The 21,325-nt window shown below is 53.3% G+C and carries 22 protein-coding genes; 9 read left to right on the plus strand and 13 right to left on the minus strand.

What is annotated here, in order from left to right; all coding sequences use genetic code 11:
• Positions 1 to 101: 101 nt before the first annotated feature.
• From pqqA to M0R33_RS01425, 8 genes are all read left to right on the plus strand, one after another.
• On the plus strand, positions 102 to 176 hold the full coding sequence (gene pqqA, locus M0R33_RS01390) for a pyrroloquinoline quinone precursor peptide PqqA (protein ID WP_292564663.1): 75 nt from the start codon (positions 102 to 104) through the stop codon (positions 174 to 176).
• A 103-nt stretch (positions 177 to 279) separates the two neighbouring features.
• Complete coding sequence (gene pqqB / locus M0R33_RS01395) at positions 280 to 1,191, plus strand: pyrroloquinoline quinone biosynthesis protein PqqB (RefSeq protein WP_292563946.1); 912 nt, start codon at positions 280 to 282, stop codon at positions 1,189 to 1,191.
• A gap of 8 nt (positions 1,192 to 1,199) precedes the next feature.
• Positions 1,200 to 1,928, plus strand: a complete 729-nt coding sequence (pqqC, locus tag M0R33_RS01400; protein WP_292563948.1) for a pyrroloquinoline-quinone synthase PqqC — start codon at positions 1,200 to 1,202, stop codon at positions 1,926 to 1,928.
• A gap of 3 nt (positions 1,929 to 1,931) precedes the next feature.
• Positions 1,932 to 2,495, plus strand: coding sequence for a Uma2 family endonuclease (locus M0R33_RS01405; protein WP_292563951.1), 564 nt, complete (start codon positions 1,932 to 1,934; stop codon positions 2,493 to 2,495).
• Between the two features lie 33 nt (positions 2,496 to 2,528).
• Entirely contained in the window at positions 2,529 to 2,801 is a 273-nt protein-coding gene (gene pqqD / locus M0R33_RS01410; protein WP_066977379.1) for a pyrroloquinoline quinone biosynthesis peptide chaperone PqqD, read from the plus strand.
• Positions 2,779 to 3,906: a pyrroloquinoline quinone biosynthesis protein PqqE gene (gene pqqE / locus M0R33_RS01415; protein WP_292563959.1), complete on the plus strand. Its 1,128-nt coding sequence runs from the start codon at positions 2,779 to 2,781 to the stop codon at positions 3,904 to 3,906. Before pqqD ends, pqqE begins: the two co-directional genes overlap by 23 nt.
• A 43-nt stretch (positions 3,907 to 3,949) precedes the next feature.
• On the plus strand, positions 3,950 to 4,309 hold the full coding sequence (locus tag M0R33_RS01420) for a DUF2784 domain-containing protein (RefSeq protein ID WP_292563962.1): 360 nt from the start codon (positions 3,950 to 3,952) through the stop codon (positions 4,307 to 4,309).
• 4 nt (positions 4,310 to 4,313) lie between these two features.
• The gene (locus tag M0R33_RS01425) at positions 4,314 to 4,574 is read left to right on the plus strand and encodes a hypothetical protein (protein ID WP_292563965.1); all 261 of its coding nucleotides are present in this window, start codon (positions 4,314 to 4,316) and stop codon (positions 4,572 to 4,574) included.
• Between the two features lie 127 nt (positions 4,575 to 4,701).
• Here M0R33_RS01425 and M0R33_RS01430 read toward each other — a convergent pair whose 3' ends face one another.
• From M0R33_RS01430 to M0R33_RS01480, 11 genes are all read right to left on the minus strand, one after another.
• A complete protein-coding gene (locus tag M0R33_RS01430) occupies positions 4,702 to 5,088 on the minus strand; it encodes a DUF302 domain-containing protein (protein ID WP_292563967.1) in 387 nt (128 codons plus the stop codon).
• Between the two features lie 112 nt (positions 5,089 to 5,200).
• Positions 5,201 to 5,497: a DUF1840 domain-containing protein gene (locus M0R33_RS01435; RefSeq protein ID WP_292563970.1), complete on the minus strand. Its 297-nt coding sequence runs from the start codon at positions 5,495 to 5,497 to the stop codon at positions 5,201 to 5,203.
• A 385-nt stretch (positions 5,498 to 5,882) separates the two neighbouring features.
• The gene (locus tag M0R33_RS01440) at positions 5,883 to 7,343 is read right to left on the minus strand and encodes a mechanosensitive ion channel (protein ID WP_292563973.1); all 1,461 of its coding nucleotides are present in this window, start codon (positions 7,341 to 7,343) and stop codon (positions 5,883 to 5,885) included.
• 499 nt (positions 7,344 to 7,842) lie between these two features.
• Positions 7,843 to 8,166: a small metal-binding protein SmbP gene (smbP, locus tag M0R33_RS01445; RefSeq protein WP_292563975.1), complete on the minus strand. Its 324-nt coding sequence runs from the start codon at positions 8,164 to 8,166 to the stop codon at positions 7,843 to 7,845.
• A 53-nt stretch (positions 8,167 to 8,219) separates the two neighbouring features.
• Entirely contained in the window at positions 8,220 to 8,408 is a 189-nt protein-coding gene (locus M0R33_RS01450) for a CsbD family protein (protein WP_292563978.1), read from the minus strand.
• Positions 8,409 to 8,628: 220 nt separating this feature from the next.
• A complete protein-coding gene (locus M0R33_RS01455) occupies positions 8,629 to 17,331 on the minus strand; it encodes a glucoamylase family protein (protein WP_292563980.1) in 8,703 nt (2,900 codons plus the stop codon).
• Between the two features lie 289 nt (positions 17,332 to 17,620).
• A complete protein-coding gene (locus M0R33_RS01460; protein WP_366042959.1) occupies positions 17,621 to 17,773 on the minus strand; it encodes a DUF3309 family protein in 153 nt (50 codons plus the stop codon).
• Between the two features lie 83 nt (positions 17,774 to 17,856).
• On the minus strand, positions 17,857 to 17,988 hold the full coding sequence (locus M0R33_RS01465; protein WP_292563986.1) for a DUF3096 domain-containing protein: 132 nt from the start codon (positions 17,986 to 17,988) through the stop codon (positions 17,857 to 17,859).
• A gap of 152 nt (positions 17,989 to 18,140) precedes the next feature.
• Positions 18,141 to 18,428 (minus strand): coiled coil domain-containing protein, encoded by a 288-nt coding sequence (locus M0R33_RS01470; protein WP_292563989.1) that lies wholly within the window; start codon positions 18,426 to 18,428, stop codon positions 18,141 to 18,143.
• A 197-nt stretch (positions 18,429 to 18,625) separates the two neighbouring features.
• Entirely contained in the window at positions 18,626 to 19,459 is an 834-nt protein-coding gene (locus tag M0R33_RS01475) for an OmpA family protein (protein WP_292563991.1), read from the minus strand.
• A gap of 18 nt (positions 19,460 to 19,477) precedes the next feature.
• Positions 19,478 to 19,870 carry a DUF4398 domain-containing protein gene (locus M0R33_RS01480; protein ID WP_292563994.1) on the minus strand — a complete coding sequence of 131 codons (393 nt, stop codon included), beginning with the start codon at positions 19,868 to 19,870 and terminating at the stop codon, positions 19,478 to 19,480.
• A gap of 293 nt (positions 19,871 to 20,163) precedes the next feature.
• Here M0R33_RS01480 and M0R33_RS01485 point away from each other — a divergent pair, with 293 nt between their 5' ends.
• Positions 20,164 to 20,733: a PAS domain-containing protein gene (locus tag M0R33_RS01485; protein ID WP_292563996.1), complete on the plus strand. Its 570-nt coding sequence runs from the start codon at positions 20,164 to 20,166 to the stop codon at positions 20,731 to 20,733.
• A gap of 71 nt (positions 20,734 to 20,804) precedes the next feature.
• Here M0R33_RS01485 and M0R33_RS24350 read toward each other — a convergent pair whose 3' ends face one another.
• Positions 20,805 to 21,098, minus strand: coding sequence for a transposase (locus M0R33_RS24350; RefSeq protein ID WP_366042954.1), 294 nt, complete (start codon positions 21,096 to 21,098; stop codon positions 20,805 to 20,807).
• A gap of 39 nt (positions 21,099 to 21,137) precedes the next feature.
• Positions 21,138 to 21,323 (minus strand): hypothetical protein, encoded by a 186-nt coding sequence (locus tag M0R33_RS24355; protein WP_366042955.1) that lies wholly within the window; start codon positions 21,321 to 21,323, stop codon positions 21,138 to 21,140.
• Positions 21,324 to 21,325 lie beyond the last annotated feature (2 nt).

Consider the following 21,325-nt stretch of genomic DNA (forward strand, 5'->3'; position numbering starts at 1 on the left):
TGATTGCCTTGTTGCACGAAGAAAAACTTCATCGTATACTTCAGTGCAGCTTTCTTGATCAAGCTAGTTCACAACAACAAAACCTCTGGAGGGTATTACAAATGAAATGGGAAACACCTGCTTATAACGACTTGCGTTTCGGTTTTGAAGTCACCATGTACATCTACAACCGTTAATCATTACGGTTGACGCCAAAAAGGGGCATGTAAATGTCCCTTTTTTTTGCCTGCGGTTTTTTAATCCCGTATCATTGATTTCATTTACCAGCCCTATACCACTATGAAAATTAGAGTTCTCGGCGCCGGCGCCGGCGGCGGTTTTCCGCAATGGAACTGCAATTGCGACAATTGCCGACGCTTACGAAACGGCCAGCTCAATGGCAAAGCCCGCACCCAGTCATCGATAGCCATCAGCACCGATAACCGCAATTGGTTACTGTTTAATACCTCCCCCGACATTCGCGCCCAACTGGAAGCTTTTCCGGCCATCCAGCCCAAAGAAGGCATTCGCGATACCGGCATCAAGGCCATTTTGTTAATCGACAGCCAGATCGACCACACCACCGGCATGTTAATGCTGCGTGAAGGCAAGCCTCTGGATGTGTATTGCACCGAGATGGTCAAACAGGATTTGACCAGCGGTTTCCCGCTGTTCACCATGCTGAAGGACTACTGCACCGTCAATCATCATCCGATAGCCTGCGACGAAACGCCTTTTGAAATCCCTGGCATAGCCGACATCCGCCTGTATGCGCATGCCTTGAAAAGCAAGGCGCCACCCTACTCTCCGCACCGTCACGATCCGCACGAGGGCGACAACATCGGCGTGATCATCAAACAAATTTCCACCGGCAAGAAACTCTATTATTCGCCCGGCCTGGGTGAGATCGAGCCGCATGTATTCAAAGCCATGCAAAGCGTGGATTGCCTGTTGGTGGACGGTACATTCTGGACCGATGATGAAATGGTCGCCCAACATATCAGCCACAAACACGCCCGCGAAATTGGTCATTTACCGCAATCCGGCCCCGGCGGCATGATCGAAGTGCTGAACGGGGTGCCGAATGCCCGTAAAATTTTGATTCATATCAATAACACCAACCCGATTCTTGACGAAGATTCGCCCCAGCGTAAAACCCTGGATGCCGCCGGCATCGAAGTGGCTTACGATGGTTTGGAAATTGACTTATAAGGTATCTCATGACGATTGATAATCAAGCCTGGTCGCGCGAAGAATTTGAAGCCAAGCTGCGCGGCATGGAAAATCACTATCACATTCATCACCCGATGCATGTATTGATGAACGAAGGCAAGCTAAGCAAAAAACAGCTGCAAGGCTGGGTTGCCAACCGCTTCTATTATCAGGTGATGATTCCGATCAAGGACGCCAATATCATGGCCAATTGCCCGGATAGAGAAACCCGCGCCAAATGGGTGCAACGCATTCTGGATCATGATGGTCACCCAGGTGATCCCGGCGGCATCGAAGCCTGGATACAACTGGGCATGGCAGTAGGCCTGACTCGCGAAGAAATCACCTCGCTGGAACATGTATTACCCGGCGTACGCTTTGCGGTGGATGCTTACGTCAATTTTGCCCGCCGCGCCGAATGGCACGAGGCTGCCAGCTCGTCATTGACGGAACTTTTTGCCCCCAAAATCCATCAACAACGCCTGGATAATTGGCCGGATGTGTATCCTTGGGTAGAACAGGAAGGCTACACCTATTTCAAAAAACGCCTGACCGAAGCCCGCCGCGATGTCGAGCATGGTTTGGAATTGACCCTGGACTGGTACAAAACCCGCGAACAACAAGATCGCATGCTGCAAATCCTGAAATTTAAACTGGACGTACTGTGGACCATGGCCGATGCGATATATCTGGCTTATGTCGCCGACATGCCGCCGTATTTCAATATTCAAGCGTAAACCATGCAAACGGCCGAGCAATTTCACTTTACCGCCGAGGACTTTCTGACTTGGGAAGAAAACCAAGCAGAGAAACACGAATTCGTGGCTGGCGAAGTGTTTGCGATGACAGGCGCGAGACAGGATCACGTATTGGTTTCCGGCAACATCTATGCCGCGTTAAAGCAACACTTACGCGGCACTCCCAGTCGGGCCTATATCTCAGATATGAAATTACGCGTAAACGCGGCCGACGCATTTTTCTATCCGGATGTCATGCTGTCTTGTCACTCGGATGATCGTCAAGCTGAACAATTTTTATCGCATCCCAGCCTGATTGTCGAAGTCTTGTCCGATTCGACCGCCGACTATGACAGGGGCGGCAAGTTTGTCGCCTATCGCAAACTACAATCACTGCAGGAATACCTGATCGTCGACATCGACAACCGCCGGGTGGAATGCTTCCGTCGCACCGCCGATAACGACTGGTTATTGCACGATTACCTGGGTGAAGTCGATTGCAACTTGACCAGCCTCGGCTTCAGCCTGCCACTTGTTGACATTTTTGAAGATATTGAAACCGCTTAGTTCTCTTTTCGCCTGTTTAAATAACGGAATCCAATGACCATCAATCCCGATCAACCGATAAGTTTTTCTCCCATGCACAGACTACAGTGGGAAGAAGCCCAGCAAAAATTCGTGATACTCTACCCGGAAGGCATGGTGGAATTGAATCAAAGCTCTGCGGAAATCCTGCAGCTCTGCGATGGTAGCCGCTTACTGGGGCAAATCGTTGCTGACTTGGAAGCAAAATTCGCCACCGCCGGCCTGACTAACGACATCACCAACTTCCTGAACGTGGCTTTGCAAAATGGCTGGATCCGACAAGCTTAATATCACCCCTCCCCGCTGGCTGCTGGCCGAGCTGAGCTACAAATGCCCGCTGCAATGCCCGTATTGCTCCAATCCTCTGGACTATGCCAAATATCCGCATGAGTTGAGCACCGACGACTGGAAACGCGTACTTAGCCAAGCCCGTAAAATGGGTGCTGTGCAACTGGGTTTTTCCGGCGGTGAACCGCTCACTCGACAGGACTTGTCGGAACTAGTGCGGTACGCCCGCGAACTGGGTTATTACTCCAATCTAATCACCTCCGGCTACGGTTTAACCGAAGACAGGATTATTGAGCTGAAACAAGCCGGTCTGGATCATATCCAGGTCAGCATACAAGCCAGTACCCAGGAACTGAATGACCATCTGGCCGGCACCGAATCCTACCAACACAAACAGGACGTGGCCCGGCTGGTGAAAAAGCACGGCTATCCGATGGTACTGTGCGTGGTGATCCATAGAGAAAACATTCATCAGATGCCGCAGATCCTAGAGATGGCGGAAAACCTGGGCGCCGATTACCTGGAGCTGGCCAATACCCAGTATTACGGCTGGGCACATTTAAATCGAGACGCCTTGCTGCCGACCCGGGAACAATTTGCCGAAGCTGAACAAATCGCCCAGGCCTTCAAGGAAAAAGTCGCCGGCAAAATGAAGATTTATTACGTGGTGCCCGATTTTTACGAAGACCGGCCCAAAGCCTGCATGAACGGCTGGGGCACTACGTTTTTGACCATCGCACCGGACGGCACGGCTCTGCCCTGCCATTCCGCCCGGGAACTGCCCGGCCTAGACTGCCCAAACGTCAACGATTTCAGCATCGATCAAATCTGGAACGAATCCAAAGCTTTCAACTTTTTCCGCGGCACCGACTGGATGCAGGAACCTTGTCGCAGTTGCGACGAAAAACACCAGGACTTCGGCGGCTGCCGCTGCCAGGCCTATCTGTTTAATAACGATATGTACAGCACCGATCCGGTCTGCAGCAAATCACCGCAACGCCATCGTATTGACGAAGCAATCGCCGCCGCTCGTGAGCTGGCCACATCCGGCACAGAAAAACCGCTGGTTTTTCGTAACAGCAAAAACTCCAAACAGTTATTTTAGCCTGCGCGTTACCGAACGCAGCCGGTAAGATTTAACAAACCCCATGTTGTTGCGCTTTGCGGCCGATGCGGTGTTAATCAGTCATCTGGCCTTTATCCTGTTTGTAATATTTGGAGGGATGCTGGCATTCCATTGTCGCCGGATAATGTTCATGCATCTTCCGGCGGCGGCATGGGGCATATTCGTCGAACTCACCGGTCGCATTTGCCCCCTCACCTACCTCGAAAATCGCCTGCGACAAGCCGCGGGACAAAACGGCTATAGCGAAAGTTTTATAGAACACTACCTGCTACCGCTCATTTACCCGGCAAACCTGACGCCTTGTATCCAATATTTATTAGCCGGCATTGTTCTGAGCGTAAACGGCATAATTTACATGCGGTTAATAGCCAGACAACCCTAGGAGCATGTCGTACAGAATATTTTCAGACCGCTTTAAAACTGAAAAATGTGTTTTTAAACCGGTATCTCCGATTTTTATCGTCTGGCAAAATATTCCACCGAATAATCCTCCCGCCACCTATCCTATCGCCGACCGGTGCCGCCGCAATAGCGACTGGTCGATTTCGACTAATCCAATTGATCGATCACTTCAACCAGATAACGCGCAAAATGATCTTCGGGCAACCATTCGTCTGCCGGAGTTGGCAACAACTAGGCTTGATTAGGCTTGAATTGTTTAAAGCGACTCCTGCTGTCGATGGGGTGGTGAATCAGCCGCTATTCATCTGTTGCGCCGTTTAGCCCGGCAGGCTCCCAGGCACCAAATCCACACGGAGTTCAAGGCTCAACCGATCAGGCAGATACCGCCTCATTCATGATTTTAACGATGCTGTCTTCCACTTCCTGCGCCACTTCTGTCAATTGCGGCGTGTTGAACATCGCCAATAGCGTGCTTGGCTTCAATGTCGCCAACATGGTTTTACCGTCCTCCTGATAAACGGAAATTCGGCATGGTAGTGCTGTGCAGACGCTCATGTTTTCATCAAGCACCTTCTTTGCTTGTTGCGGTTGGCATACCTCAAAGATCAGACATTCGTTGGCGAACGCCACCCCTTTCTTATTCATGATCTCTTTGAGGTTGTGAACCTGCATGACACCGAAGTGATTCGCCTGGACGGCGGCCTGCAAGGCAGTCGCAGCGTCACTGACAGTTTTTTGTGTAGCTATTTTGATCAGCATAGCTGTTCTCCTTAAATAGTTTACAGTTCAGTTGTGTAGTTCATCGCATTTCAAATTACGGTGTATTGACAACCTCCGGAGGGCTTGGGAAATGCGGCGCCGGACTCAATTTTCAATTCCACATGACCTCAACTTCGGCTTTTGCTGCGGCGGCAAGAAGATCGATCAGCGGCATCGCTCGATGAGCGAGGCTCACGCCAGACCAATCCACACCCTTGGCCGGCAAGGCTTTTTTGACATCGATAGCGGTTTTTAACCGACGCAGGGCTTCGGGCACATCGGCCGCCAGGATTGCGCCCGGTACGGTTGCGCTGTGTCCCATCATTTTCAGCATGGCAAGCGCAACGTCCCCAAACATGATGGTGTCGGCATAGGCATCGGTCGAAAAAGTCACCAGCACAATAGCCATCCTCAAAGCATTAAACGAATTTCTATCGACCAACGGCAGCAATAATGCAGAATGCCAAATTTATGCCACTCTAATCAGCGTTGCCAGCGGAAGTGTCTGCCGCCTTGCAGGGCGGAATCATGCGCCCGGTATAGTCATCGGCCGGACGGGTGTTGTGAGCTCGTCGGTATGGTTTTTTACGAGCGGGAAAGTGAATTTAAATCGCACATTTCGAAGCTAACAATCCGCCGTTTATGCTGTCGCTATAGGATCCGCTCGGGCTCCAAGGCACCAACATCTGACATAGGCGAAGCTATAAACGCTTTCAAACCGGGCCGCATGATTGAGCTTGTAGTTTGATTTGCAGGATACGCAATGCGCGTACCCTGCGCTTCCTTCGCAAACTTTACTGCTCGCCTCTCATTTGTTTGAACCAATACTCCATCTGCTTGCCTGCGGCTTCTCTGCCGCCCAAGCCGAAGGAAAGCGCTACCGAGACGGCAATAGCACCGAGCGTCAACCCGAAAGCCATGTTGACGATATCGTCTGCCAAGCCCATCGCGTGCAATCCCATGGCGGTGACCAGGCCCAAAATCGCAAACCTTGCGATGCCGGCGACGAGCTTGCTTTGCCCGCTTCCGCTCATGATGACCCGGTAAATGATATTGGCCAGCCAAAAACCGACCGCCAAAATGACCGAGCCAAGCAGGATTTTACCGCCAAATTCCACGAACGTTGTGATCAGCCCGCTGATTTGATTGAGCCCCAGTTGATTGGAAGCCTCGATCGAAGCAAACAACATGGTAAAGAAAACCAGTAACTTACCCACGATAGCCGAGGCCGTGACACCTTCTGAAAACATGTCCTGCAAGCCCAGCGCCGATGGAATTCTATCGAAATTCATTCCATGCAACAGCGTAGTCACCAGGTTTGCGACAAATCGCGCGACAAAGAAGGCGATGACCAGAATGACCACTGCCGCGAAAATGTCCGGTATGGTCTGCATAATGATATTGAGCATATTGGTGGCCGGCGCGGAAATGGCCTCCATCTGCAGGGCGTCCAGGGCCGCTACCAATGCGGGAATAAACACGAAGAAAAACACGATCGTTCCTAGAAGGTGGGATATTCCCATACCATCTTCAAGCCCCATACGGGCGCCAAACCGGTCCACGCCGGCGGCGGAAAGCAAATTAGATACGATATCTCGGAGTATTTTAGCGATAAACCAGCCGATTAAACCGATGACGCCGGCGGCAATGATATTCGGCAACATGGCTAATATGGAATCGACCATGTTCTGCACCGGGCGCAATAAGCCTTCGAGCTGAAAAGCGCCGAGAATCGCCGGCAAAAATAATAAAAAAATGAACCAATAAAGTACGTTACCGATATTTTTACTGGTGGAGACACTCCCGTCGGCGACACCCAGTTTTTCATCCAGGTCAGTCGCGTCCAAAGCCTTGACGACTAACAGTCGAACTATTGTTCCCAACAACCAGGCCACCAGCAACAATACGCCGCCTCCGACCAGCCGCGGAACATACTCGAATACCTGGCTTACCAACGCATCCAGCGGCTTCGATACCAATTCAAGATCTAGAACATTGAACACGGCAATCAATACGATCAGCAGGATGACCCAATACACGCCTTTGGCGATGCCGGATTCCAGGTTTATCGCAACCTCGCCGCCCTTGGATACCCGTTGATTCAGCTTGAGCATGGAAAGCGCCTTGCGGACGCCGGCCCGGACCACAACAGCCACAAGCCAACCGATAATGAGAATAGCCAGTGCGCCAATCACCTTGGGAAGATGCTGGCCCAGCGTATCTTGGAGGGAATTCATCAAATTTGTTATATCCATTATTATTCTCCTTCGCAGATGATATTGTTAAATAAAGCAATTATTTAAAATCACTATTAACTATCAAATTAATTGGCTTCAATATGTATCAAATAACAATAAATCACTATAGGTTTAACTACTTAAAATGCGTAAATAAACCCAATATTATTAACACATCCTATAGATTGGGCGCCTGAAAAACATCCTGGCTATCAGACCCGACTTAATAAAAAGCGAATAACTTTCCAAATTATATCTGTGGATAAAATATTTAGGACATAACCCGCCGACTTAAAGGTAATGGTCAACAAAAACCGGACACCTGTTCAGGCGGCGTTGCCATAATATTCCCGCGCATGCGATGGTGGATTGCTAGCTCAACGTTGAGCGAGAACGGCGACCATTATAAAAGCCAAATATTAGACCAATTCAAACTTGAAAATTAGTCACAATCATATGCCTAAAGTTACAGCGGGCGAGGCCATCTGTAGCTTTAGGCTAATTTACTTCCTGCTGTCTATTGTGCAGCTTTCAGGTGTTTTTCAGCCTCTTCAGCCGCTTTTTTGGCTAAATCAGTGTGTCCCTGTTTACCATGCTCAACGGCCTGATCCAGACTGGCGGAGCCGGCAGTTAGATGCTCGACAGATTTTTTGACATGGGTATTAGCGGCCTCGGCATGCTCGGCTATGGCTTTGCCGTCGACGGCTTTAGTGGCTGCTTCTGCGTGTTTCAAACCTTGAGCCATATGGCTTTCAGTTTCCGCCGCACCGACAGCAAGCGAACCCAGCATCAAAACGATGCCTGCGCATAAACCGGTAAATTGAGTCGTGTTAATAGTCATGATTAATTCCTGTGAAAGTGTTTTAAATAGCCGATATTGGCGCCCTGGCTCGATTAAACGGCTATTTCAGCCGACATTTTTATATCTTCTTTATGGTCGGCAAATCGCACCCGTACCTTACCGACGTTCTTCCGGACCTTGCCTTCCATTTCCATATTGTCATCGTCCAAAATTTTACCGACAGTTCCCTTGGCGTTATCCGCAACCTGCTCCAATCTGCCTTTCAGTTGATTTTTGTTCATATAACTCTCCGGGTACTGCATGGATCACGACTAAATTAGTCTTGACCAGAGTCAGCAGAAGTATTATTTCCTGTAGCTCTAAAGTCAGCATAGACTTAAACCTAGCCTTAGTCTGTGCGGCAACGTACATATAGTCATCGCATTTCAAATTCCGGATTACGGCCTCCCTCCCGCGAGGAGCGAGGCTGTTACCGCAGCCTGTCAAGGGGGCTGTGAACACTTACCCGCCCAGCAGCAGTTTTACCGTATGCCATTGACCGTCGTCGCTCAGGCTAATGCTGTGGGTGTTTAACTGTGCTACGCCATCCAGTTCCAGCGCAATGATGCCTTGCGTGACAGCGTCAGGATTTTCGATGCTAATGTCGTACTGTGAATGGCCGTGCCGATAGACCATGTTGTAGCTGCGCCAGTCCCTGGGAATGCAAGGATTGAACAGCAATTGGTCGCCGCGCACCTGCAGCCCCAACACCCATTCCAGTCCGGCCCGGTAAAACCAGCCGGCCGCGCCAGTGTACCAGGTCCAGCCGCCGCGCCGCACATGCGGCGGTTCGGCATAAATATCCGCCGCCAATACATAGGGCTCGACTTTATAAGCGTAAACCCCGGTGCGGGTCGCGGTCCGATTGATTGGATTCAGCATACTCAGCAATTCCGCCGCCTGATCGCCGTCGCCCAGCATGGCATAAGCAATCACCGACCAGATCGCCGCGTGGGTGTATTGACCGCCATTCTCCCGCACCCCAGGCGGATAGCTTTTGATATAGCCGGGATCGTGCTCGGTTTTGTCGAAAGGCGGCGTAAACAGCAACACCAGATCGTCGCCGTAACGCAGCAGATATTCTCGTACCGAATGCATGGCCCGCTGTGCGCGTTCGGGATCGGCTGCGCCGGAAATCACCCCCCAGCTTTGGGCGATGGCGTCGATGCGACATTCGGCGTTAGTAGCGGAGCCTAACGGTGAGCCGTCGTCGAAATAAGCCCGCCGATACCAGGCCCCGTCCCAACCGTCCGCTTCCAAGGCCCGTTTTAACTGTGTGGCGTGTTTTCGCCAATGTTCGGCTGTTTCAGTTTCGCCTCTGGCCAGCGCCAACGGGATAAATTCATCCAGAGTAGCAATCAGGAACCAGCCCAACCAGACGCTCTCGCCTTTACCCTGATTTCCGACCCGATTCATGCCGTCGTTCCAGTCGCCGCTGCCCATCAACGGTAGACCGTGTGTGCCGGTTGCCAAACTGATATCCAGAGTACGGGCACAATGCTCGAACAAACTAGCTTGTTGCTGACTGGTCGTCGGTTCGAAATAACGATCATCCTGTTCCGGCGACAGCACAGTCCCATCCAGGAAGGGTAGAGATTCATCCAACACCCCGACTTCGCCGCTGACCTTAAGATAATGGGCGACCGCATAAGGCAGCCAAATCCTATCGTCGGAAAAGCGGGTACGCACACCGCGTCCGGTTGGCGGGTGCCACCAATGTTGCACGTCACCTTCGTTAAATTGCCGCGCCGCAGCCCGCAGCAAATGTGCGCGGGTCAGGTCGGGCCGTGTCACTGCCAGTGCCATGCTGTCCTGCAACTGGTCGCGAAAACCAAATGCGCCGCCCACCTGATAGAACGCGGCTCTGGCCCACATCCGGCAACTCAAGGTTTGGTACAGCAGCCAGCGATTCAACAGCAGATCCAGCTCGCGATCCGGCGTCTTGACCTGTACCTTGCCGAGTATCTGCTCCCACGCCTGTTTCACCTGGCTAAATACGCTTTCAACCGCAACACTCCGATAGCGCTGTATCAGTTCCCGAGCCTGAACCCGGTCAGCGCCTTGCCCCAACAGAAACACGATCTCGATGCGCTGATCGGCAGCAAGCTCGATGACCGTCTCCAGCGCCGCGCACGGGTCCAGCCCAGCGCCGACCCGATTTTTCAAGGGATTGCCGGTCAATAAACCGGCCGGCGCATTCAGGTCGCCATTACGACCCAGGAACTCGCTCCGGTTGCCGGTCCAGCCACTCTGCCGACCGCAAAAATCGACAAAGGCCACTCGCTGACCGAATTCAACGCTCCAGCTGTTGGAAGCAAACAGCGCGCCGGTTTCGGCATCCAATTCGGTGAGGATATGCGGCGCGGTCACGCTGCGTGAGCTACCCAGCACCCATTCCAGATAAGCCGCAACGGTCAAGCGGCGGCTACGGCCGGACAGATTGACCAAGCTCAATACCGATATTTTCACCGGATCGTCCGGCGCGACAAATTGCAGCAATTCACTATGAATGCCATGCGAAACATGCTCGAAACGGCTATAGCCCTGGCCATGCCGAATCAGATAGCTGGCATTTTCAACTCGAATCGGTGCGACGGTCGGGCTCCATAAGTCGTTACTCTCATCGTCACGCAGATAAAACATCTCGCCCGATGGGTCGCAGACCGGATCATTGGACCAAGGCGTCAGCAGGTTTTCGCGGCTGTTGCCGCACCAAGTACAACCGCTACCGGTCTCCGAGACCATAAAACCGAATTCGGGGTTGGCGATGACGTTGACCCAGGGAGCCGGCGTCCATTGCCCCTTGTCGAGCACGATTACATATTCGCGGCCATCGTCGGCAAAACCGCCAAGGCCGTTGAAAAATTCCAGCGCCGGTATCGACAGGGCCGGTGCAGCATCCGTGCTAACCGGCAACGGTTTCGGTGCCACAAAGGCGGCGGCGGTGCGGGCATGCCTTAGCAGTTGTTCGGCCAAGGTACCGCGATTGCTGACCAGCACGGCCCGGGCGGCGATTTGCAACAAGCGCCGCTCGTCGTGTGAAAGCTCATCGCCCCGCAGTACAAATATGCCGCCGGCATTATCGAATTCCTGATGCGCCGAGCGGGCCTGGTTTTCCCGTAACAGACTCTGCAGCAGATTTTGCAAGTCCTCCACATAAGACAACAGCTTTTCGTTCACAATCACCAGATCGACGGCCAGACCTTTGATACGCCAGTATTCGTGAGCGCGCAATAATTGCTCGACGATAGGTCTATCCTCCGGCTCGGCCACCCTCAACAACACCATGGGTTTATCGCCGGAAATCCCGTGCCGCCACAAGCTCGTCACATTTAGGCTATTCATCTGCATTAATCTGCCCGAAGCCCGTAGCGAGGGGTCGGCATACAGCAGACGGTTAGCCAGATACTGAAATAACTGCGCCTCGTCCGGCTTGGTACGCAAATGATGTAATTGCACGTGAGCATGGGTCCAGGCCAAAGCGGACACCCGATCCCAGGTAACCGGGTTGCGATATTTGTCGGCCAGTTCCAACACCGCTTGCTGCGAATCGGCGACCAGGGTGGTAAAGATCAAATGCGCGCTGGTCCCGCCGGCAATTCGCACCCGTTTACGCAAACTAAATATAGGGTCCAGCACGCTGCCTACCGTGTTGCTCAGCGGTCGACCGTCCATGACTGCAATGGGCGTGCGTAGCGATTGTCCGCGCCCGATGAACCGCGCCCGGTCGGTTTCGTGTTGTAAGCCGCCGCCGCTTTGCTGATCGGCCAATACGTGCGCTGCCCAGATCACCGGATCGGTGTCCGCCCGCGGCCTACGGTGAGCGATAAGCGCACTGGCCTGCGGCAAATACTCGGTGTGAATGAATAAATTGGAAAAGGCCGGATGGGCGATGTCGGCCGCCATGGTCGCCAGGACGATTTCGGCATAGGAGGTGATTTCGATTTCCAGCTCGCCAGAGCCGTTATTGGTCAAACTTAAGCGGCGGACTTCCGCATCGTCTTCGGGTGACACCACGATTTCCAGGGTACTGACCAAGCTGCCGTCGCCACGAGTGATGCGGGCCCGGTCTTCCAAAAACACCACTTCGTATTGATCGGGAATCGCCGCGGTCGGCTGGTAACCAGCAGACCAAACCTGGCCGCTGGCGACATCGCGCAGATAGATATAACTGCCCCAGGCATCGCGGGTGACATCTTCACGCCAGCGGGTTACCGCCAGATTTCGCCACTGACTATAACCCGATCCGGCAGCGGTAATCATCACCCCATAGCGGCCATTGGATAACAGATGCGAAGACGGCACGGCCGACATCGGCGATAGTACGCGCCGCACAGGCGGTTGCAGCGTATCGCTGACATCTGAAAGTGCTTGCAGAAACGGCAAGCTGCTGGTATCCGCGCCGCGAGGAATACGCTCCTGCAGCAGCAAACCGGCCGATTGAATCATCGGCACATTATGAAAACGATGCCGAATCGCCCCGTCATGCACTACGTTGGAGAACGCCACCAACGACATGCCCTGATGATGCGCCATATAGCATCGCACCATCGCCACCTTTTGACCTTCCGCCAGGCGGATCGGGGTAAAATCCAAGGCTTCATAAAAACCGAAACGGCCCAAAGCGCCTGCCTGTTCCAACTGTGCGAAGTTTTCCACCGCCGCATGCGGCAAATACATGGCCGCCAAGGCCGTAGCATAAGGCGCGATCACCAAATCTTCGCCCAGGCCGCGTTTCATGCCCAAACCCGGTACCCCAAATGCGGAATATTGATAGGTCAAGGCCAGGTCGCGGGCATTGAAGGCCGACTCCGACACGCCCCAAGGTACGCCACGCTGCTTGCCGTATTCGATCTGGCGTTTCACCACCAAGCGGCAGGTCTGATCGAGCAAACTGTAACGCGGGGTAAAAGTCACCAGGGAAGGCATCAGATATTCGAACATCGAGCCAGACCACGACAACAATACAGTACCGTGTGCCGCCCGTGTCACCCGCCGGCCAAGATGAAACCAATGTTTACTGGGCACATCGCGCTTGGCAATCGCCACGAAACTGGACAGCCGCGCCTCCGATGCCAGCATATCGTAATAACTGGGATCGAGGATGCCTTCCGCCACGGCATAACCCAGCGAGAACAGTTGCCGCTCGCTATCGTATAAAAAGCTAAAATCCATCTCCTGGAACAGCGTCTCCAGGCGGGCAATCATGCGTTCCAAGCGGTCTGTTAGCCATTCAGCTTGGGATTGCGCGTGCTTGAGCTGCATGGTCAGCGCAGTCCGGTCGACAGACGACAACCCATCCGTGGCGCTGACAGCCTGCATCGCGACCACGGCTTGCGCATAGCAGCGGGCCAGCTCACAGAGCGGCGTGTCCAGACTGAGATGTTTCAATAAACTGGAAGTGGCGTCATGTTGGTCGCTACCTGAAACACCATGAATCCAGGGAATCAAACTTTCCACATCCCGTGCCTGGGAGCGAATATCCGCGCTGAGCAAGTTGGCCCAGGCCAGCATCTCGCTATCATCCGCGTCGCCGCGTTCGGCGGCATAAGCATGCGCCAGATCCTGCAAGGTATCGGCGCAAACCACCAGCTGACGCCAATGCGTTCCCCATTGCGCTGTATTTTCAGCTGGGCTGGTCAGTAATTCGCCCAGAACGGACAATTTTAGTTGCAGCTCTTGTCGGCTGACGGTTAGGGTACGGCGGTCGGTGCCGATGTTTGCCAGCGCTGTTATCAGCAGGGCATGCGTATCCGACAGGCCGCTCAAGGCATTGGAAAAATTCAACGGCCGGTTCAGCATTTCCCGGCAAGCCTGCGACACGGCAAGCAAATGCCCGGCCAGATTACCGCTGTCCACGGTCGACACATAGCGGGGTTCCAGGGCGTGCAGATCGCGGGTGTCGTACCAGTTATAAAAGTGGCCGTGCAAACGCGGCAAATCCTCTAACGTGCTCAGCGTGGCATCCAGCCTATCGACGCTGTCCATCAGACCGATCCAGCCGAAATCCCGCGCGGCGACCACCGATAGCAAATACAGGCCGAAATTGGTGGGCGAACTGCGATGAGCAATCACCGGCTGAGGATCTTCTTGAAAATTATCGGGCGGCAGATAGTGCTCCCGCGCCGTCACAAAGGTGGTAAAAAACCGCCAGATACGCCTGCCGATCAAACGCAGTTGCAGACTATCTTCGGGTAGCAACGATTCGGCCAGATCGAGTCTGGGCGGCATACTTAAGGCCCGGGCGACAAAGGGGGCCAGCCACCATAACAGTAAAAACGGTGCGGCACCGGCGATGCCGCCGGGATTGACCAATAGCACCAAGGCACCGGCGACTATCACGACGCTGGAGGAATGACTCAAGGGCCGAATCAGACCTTTCAGCGCATGCCCGGTGCTGGTCTTGGTCTGCAAAGCGGTTACCCACTTTAACAATTGCCGGCGGGTAATAAACAGCCTGACCAAAGTGTGGCCGATCGCATCGGTCATTAGCCAGGCCTGTTGCGAAAGCAGCGTCAGCGCCACCAAACAGTTGCCGGCTGCCCAGAGTACATTTTCGGCGGCTGTGCGCAAATGGGTAGACCAGGAAACGCCCCGGCGCAACGAGCTAAAGCCGCCGGCAAAGGCCAGAATCACCGGAAAGGCCAAAGCCGTCAGCACGAATCCGATCAGAACGGCCGGCGCATGCGGAATCACCCAGCTGGCCACCAGCAGGGTAAAAGCCGCTGGGGCGGATAGCGAACGGCGTAAATTGTCCAGCATTTTCCAACGGCCTATCATCGGCATATCCTTGCCACCGGCGCCGAAGATCCAGGGCAATAACTGCCAATCGCCTCTCACCCAGCGATGCTCGCGCAAAGCTGCCACTTCGGTATGCGAAGGAAACTCCTCGAAAAACTCGATATCGCTGACCAGCGCGCAACGTACATAGACGCTTTCGAACAAATCGTGACTGAGTTGGGTGTTTTCCGGCACCCGCCCGGCCAGTGCGGCTTCGAAGCTGTCTACGTGATACAAGCCTTTGCCGCTGTAGGTACCCATGGCGAACAAGTCTTGATACAGCTCGGATACCGAACTGGAGTAGGCGTCGGTGCCGGACGCACCGGAAAAAATCTGGTGAAACATGGAGCGTTCTTGCTGTTGCGGCAAGGTCGGCGTCACCCGTGGCTGCAGCAGGCCGTAGCCACCCACCACCCGCTGTTGAATCGGATCGAATTCCGGACGATTCAACGGATGAGCCGCCACACCCACCAATTGCGATACCGTGCCCATCGGCAGTTTGGTGTCGTCATCCAGGGTGATGACATAACACACATCAGCCGGCGCAACCGCCGGCCGGCCATCAATCGGCAGAAATGACGTGTCGGTCGCGCCGCGCAACAAGCGATTGAATTCGTGCAACTTACCGCGCTTGCGTTCCCAGCCCATCCATTTGCTTTCGCCGGGATTCCATAAGCGCTTACGCTGAAACACAAAGAAGCGTTGCTGACCGTACTTGGTATTCAACGCCGTGACCGCTGCCATGGCAATGCCCAGTAGCTGGTTATCGTTCGGCATGCTTTCCCGATCGGCATCCGCCCAATCGGACAACAGGGCAAAACGTACCTCACCGCCCGGGTTGGCTAAATAGCGAATCTCCATCTGCTCGACTTGCTGCTTGACTTTGCTCTGGTCGACAAACAGGGTCGGCACCACCACAAAAGTACTTAGCTTCCGCGGCACATCGCCTTTTAGATCCAGCCGCGGCAGGTGGGTCGGCGGCAGACCGATAATGATGAAATGGTTAATCAAGCCGACGGCGATATCCGACGCCGGGAATATGCCCAGCACGGCCAATCCGAACAAGGTAAACCCACCGAGCCCCGCCGCAACGCAGGCACTCAACGGCAACGCCAGCAATAACAGGCTCAATAGACCGACACTGCTTACATAAGCCAGACCGGCATGGGCAATATAAGCGCGCAGCAGCCATTGTTTGGGCGTAGGCCGATAATCCACTTCCGGTTCAAACCCGTAGCGACCCGGACCGATCAGATAGTAGCCGGGATCCCGCAGTTGGCTGTCGGTGCTTGCGCATTCAGCGGCTGAGCGGACTTTATCGATAGCTTTGCAGGCAATTTCTAATTCCGTATACGGCGAGCGTTTGGCGAGTTCCTCAATGGCATGCCGGTATCGATCCCGAGTCAGAAAATCCATGCCGGCGTACCCGTGGTGGTTGCGTAAACAGCGGTCCACCAGACTGACATCTTCCACAAAACACGGCCAGTCGAACGCGGAAATAGCCCGCATGCTGGTGATGATATTGCGCATGGTCAAATTGTCGGCAATCTGGTCGGCATGTTCCCGATGCACGATGTCTTCCAGACTGGCGCCTTGCTGATCCAGCCAGTCATCTAGAAAATCCAGAGAAAGCACGACCCCCGGATGCGGATCGTGCCAGCGTTGCAGAATTTGCACCACATAGGCCTGACGCAAGGCTACCGACGGCAATACGCCGGTCGGCAATGCTGATTCCGGTTTATCGCCACGAGTAGCCATTTGTTCAAATTGGTCGACAAACTGGTCAGCCAGTCGTCGGCCGCTTTGAGAACGCATGACTCTAACCGCCAATCGACGCAGGTTTTCCACCAGCAAAACCCGTATGGTAATCGGAATCGCCCAAAGCTCGCCCAGCGTGAGTGGCTCGACATCTTGATAGGCGCGTACGAACAGGGTCAATAACTCGGGCACGAAACGACTGTCGGTATGCGCCACCAAGGCCCAGGCAATCCCGTAAACGCGCGGAAAACCGGCTAATGCGCCTCCGGTTAATTTAGGCAATTCCCGGTAATAACTTTCCGGCAGGTCGACATGGATATCGCTGACTTGTTCTTCGATGACATGCACATTATCCAATAACCATTCCGCAGCCGGGGTAATGGCATGTTGCTGGCGTACCGCCAGTGCCACGGCTTTATGCGCCTCCAGCAATACCAGCGCATTCTCGCGCACACGAGGAATCAGGGTGCGAAATTTTTTTAAACGACCGACTTTTTGAGCTTTTGCCAAGCTCTGCGCATGCTGCACCAGTCGTTCGTTGCTGAACAATTCAAAACGGATAGGCGCTTCCTCGCCGCCTGGATGATCGACTCTGACATGACGTCTTTGATCGCGCCGCTTGAACATGGATGGTTTCTCGGATTTCGAATAATAAACAGGAGCCGACCAATACCGATTCATTTGGCGGATATTGCCGCCGAATCGAATAGTCGACCCGCCACACCGGGCGCTCCCGGTTTTGGCCCGGACTTGGACGTCAAGGCTTGTAACCACACTCAGTGTTAAAAATCCGGCTAGGAAACGCCGAACCCGCCGGTTAAGTGGCTTTGCGAATCGGCTTATGAGGAAGTGGGTTGGGTTCTAGAACCGACGATAGACAGGGATATTTGAAAAATTCAGTGGCATAAATGACGGCTTATATTTTGCCCAATAGCAACAAAACCAGCAGGATGATCACCACCAACCCCAGCCCATTGGTGGGCCCATATCCCCAAGCCCGGCTATGCGGCCAGACGGGAATCACACCAAGCAGCATCAGGATTAGAATGACGAGTAAAACGCTACTAATCGACATGGCAGAACTCCTGGAAAACAAAAGTACAAGTTAACCGCTTACAGAGCGATATGCGCTTGATTGGCGCAGGCGTGTTTTTAAACATGCACGAGGCCTAAAACACCCACAACGATCAAATACACGGCCACGAAATAATTTAAAAATCTTGGCACCGCCAGAATTAAAATCCCCATTACCAGTGCCAGTATCGGTTCGATAGCAATATTCATTTCAACTCCTGAAAATATTATTCGATTACAGTTTAACCGTGACATCGGCCGCGGTCTGTACGCTATCGCACGTAGTTTCTCCCACTAGACAAAGCCGCCATGCACCTCCCGCGCTTTAGGACGGCCTAACACCATCGCGGCGTGCCGATATGTCATTTGAATTTGTCGGCAACGGCGCTCAAGCCGGTTCTCAAATCATCCCAAACGGTATCCGCTGTCTTTTTCAGTTCTTCCCAGGCTTCGCCACGGGACTCTTCCAGCTCTTTCATTTTTTCGCTTGCAGCAGCTTGTTTAGCCCGCAACATTTCAATATCTGCTGCACAATTTTGCTTCACAAGACTAGCGGCTTTGTCTGCTTTCTCTGTCAGCGCGTCGATGTCGGCACTCAACTCTCTGAGTTCCGTGGCAAGAATTTCTATGTATTCGTTTTTGGTTTTCATGGTGTGCTCTTTGCAATTGAATAGGTGCGTGGCGTTGATAGGTATCGGTGTAACCGCTTAACAGCGCGCCTAAAAGGGGCGCGTTGGGCGAGTCTGTATGAGTGGCCTAATCAGTAAAAATACAGCTTAGCGGCTATTTTGCGTGGTGTCTGTACGCTAGCGTACTTACGCCAACGACAGTAGCTTGCCAGCCTCCTCTAACGCGTGGCAATGTTGCCCGTTTCATCGGAGAGCACGATTTCAACGCGTCGATTCAAACGGCGATTGGCAGACGTGTCATTGCCGGCTACCGGATACGCCTCGCCGTAACCGCGCGTGGTGACTTGCGCGCTACCAACGCCTGCATCGACCAAGGCCGTGCGCACGGCATAAGCACGACGATCCGACAATTCCTGATTCAGGTCATCGCTGCCCCTGCTATCGGTGTAGCCCTCCACCAACACCTTATAGGTAGGATATTGTTTAAGAAAATCGGCCAGCTTATCGATATCGCGCAAACCGCCCGACTCCAACTGCGCCCTGTTGGTACGAAATAAAACATCGCCCAGCGTGATCACCAAGCCTCGCGCGGTCTGCTTGGCGTTCAACTGATTGATCAGTACTTCCTGCTTGGCAATCAGCGCCTGATCATTTGCCGTTTGCCGATGCGCGGCATCGACTTCTGCAGTTCTGGCTTCCAGGCGCACTTCGTTGCGCTGAGCACTGGCCTGGCTAATATCTATTTCCGCCGATTTTTGCGTGGCGGCTGCCAGGGCAATAGCTACTTGTTGTCTGGCCATGTAGGCTAAGTGGTCAACCATTTCGGTGTCTTCGTCATCATTCAAAGCCTGGTCGGCCTTGTCCAGCGTATCCGCGGCCTGTTTCATTTCCAATGCCGCCAATGTCGCGGCTTTGGAATTGATTCTGGCGTTGTTATAACTATTATGAGCATCGGTAAGTGCGGCATTTTGCGGCATGGAACTACAGCCGGAAACAATGGCCGCAGCGAACATACTATAAAGACTGAATTGAAAAGAGGAATGGGTTTTCATGTTGAACTCCGTTAATGATTATTGGGCGACACGATCAATTTCTTGGCGCAACACGCGATTGCCTTCCTGCAGTTGGCGCGCAGCCTGTTGTGCCTTGGTCGCACCGGCCGTCGCCGAGGCGAGTTGCGCATCAACCTGAGCCTCTTCCGCCAGTCGCCGGGCCAGCAGATAATCCTCCCGCGTCATGGCCCGCTGAGCCGCATCCATTTTGTCCATGGCGGATTTGAGCGCAATTGGCGCATACTCGTTACCGCCGGCGCCGCCGGCATTTGCGACAGCCGCCTTGGAAACGGCAAGCTGTTCGGTTGGGGCCGGAATGCTTGCGCAACCAAACAATAAGGTTGCAGCGAACAGGCTGACGCCAATGCGTTGCATGTTTGATGCTGATTTGAGCGGATAAAAGTTTTTCATGATTTTGCATCCTTTGAGTTAAATGTCGAACACATCTGCGTTGCGGCCCGTGGAAATCGGCGGGGAATTTTCAGGCTATTTCTTAATCCGGGTGATAGGATGAGTCGCTAAGTCACTCTAAAAACCTCGAGAAAGATTAGACACCGATGCGCTGGCAAACACAGTGCGTTAGCGTACACAAGCACCGATTGGGATAGAATCGGCAAAAAATCAGGCCGATAATTAAACAAACACTCTGCCGTTGCGATAACAACAGTGAATACAGTCGACAGTTCGAATGAGGAAGTGCAGGTATGAACCAAAAATGGGACGGTATTGAACGGCGAAAATCGCTGAGGGCAAAGGCGGAAGCCATGGTTGCCAGCTTATCCCCGCAAGGGCCGTCAAACAAGCATACCGAAGTGTTGCTGCATGAACTCCTGGTACACAAAGTCGAGCTGGAAATGCAGAATGAGGAGTTGCGCAACACCCATATCGCCTTGGCACAAGCGCTGGAACGCTATGCGGACCTGTATGAGTTTGCGCCGGTGGGCTACATCAGTATCGATCAGGACGATACGATCAGCGAAATCAACCTGGCCGGGACGAGCATACTGGGTATCGAGCGCAGCAAGCTGACCCATAGCCGCTTCTCTAAACTTATCGCGCCTCAAGATAGCGACGACTGGTATCGCTGGTTCCATAAAATGATGGCATCGGCGACCACCGAGACGCATTCCTTCGGCATACATATGCTGCGTGCCGATGGATCGGTGTTTAATGCTCATCTCGATTGCCTGCGCCGGGAATCGACGGATTCGCAGTCTGCGCTACGAATAGCGTTCACGGATATCAGCCAAACCAAGCGGGCCGAGCCGGGGTAATTCTCTCGGTTATCTATTATCGCCATGGTGCGCTATCGCACCGACGCCGAGTCACTCTTCCTGAAACGTAACTACTCGCGCCCTATAGTCTGAGCGTTCCCAGCAAGAGCCATTTGAATAGCGATGAGTGGATTATATCCCCTGTCAGCCATGGTCTGCAGATAGCTGGATATTCGGCAGTAGGCATGGGCATAGTCTTCTGCTCGAAAGTAGCCGGAGACCTTTTGTTTGACCTTGGCCATGCGTAAATCCCGCTCAGCGCGGTTATTGGTAAATGCGACATGTGGGACTTTGGTGAATAGTAGCACGGAGGCTTCATGCGCTTTGAATCGCTCCCACAGATTGTGGGCATCGGCTTTGGCCAATTTGCCACGCTTTCCACTGGGTTTAGGCGAAATGATGGGTTACTCTTTTTCGCCGCGCGTCAGGATAGCCCGGTAACGTTTTTGCAAGTTACTCTGTTCACGCTCAGTCAACTTCTTGTCGGCACTTTTAGATACAGTGATGCAGGTTTTCTGCAATAAGAGTTTCATATTTTTTGCCCAACGATAGCCATGCGCATCCACAATAAAGGTCAGTTCGCGCAGCAAGT

This window comes from Methylomonas sp., from assembly GCF_023228165.1.
GTDB lineage: Bacteria > Pseudomonadota > Gammaproteobacteria > Methylococcales > Methylomonadaceae > Methylomonas.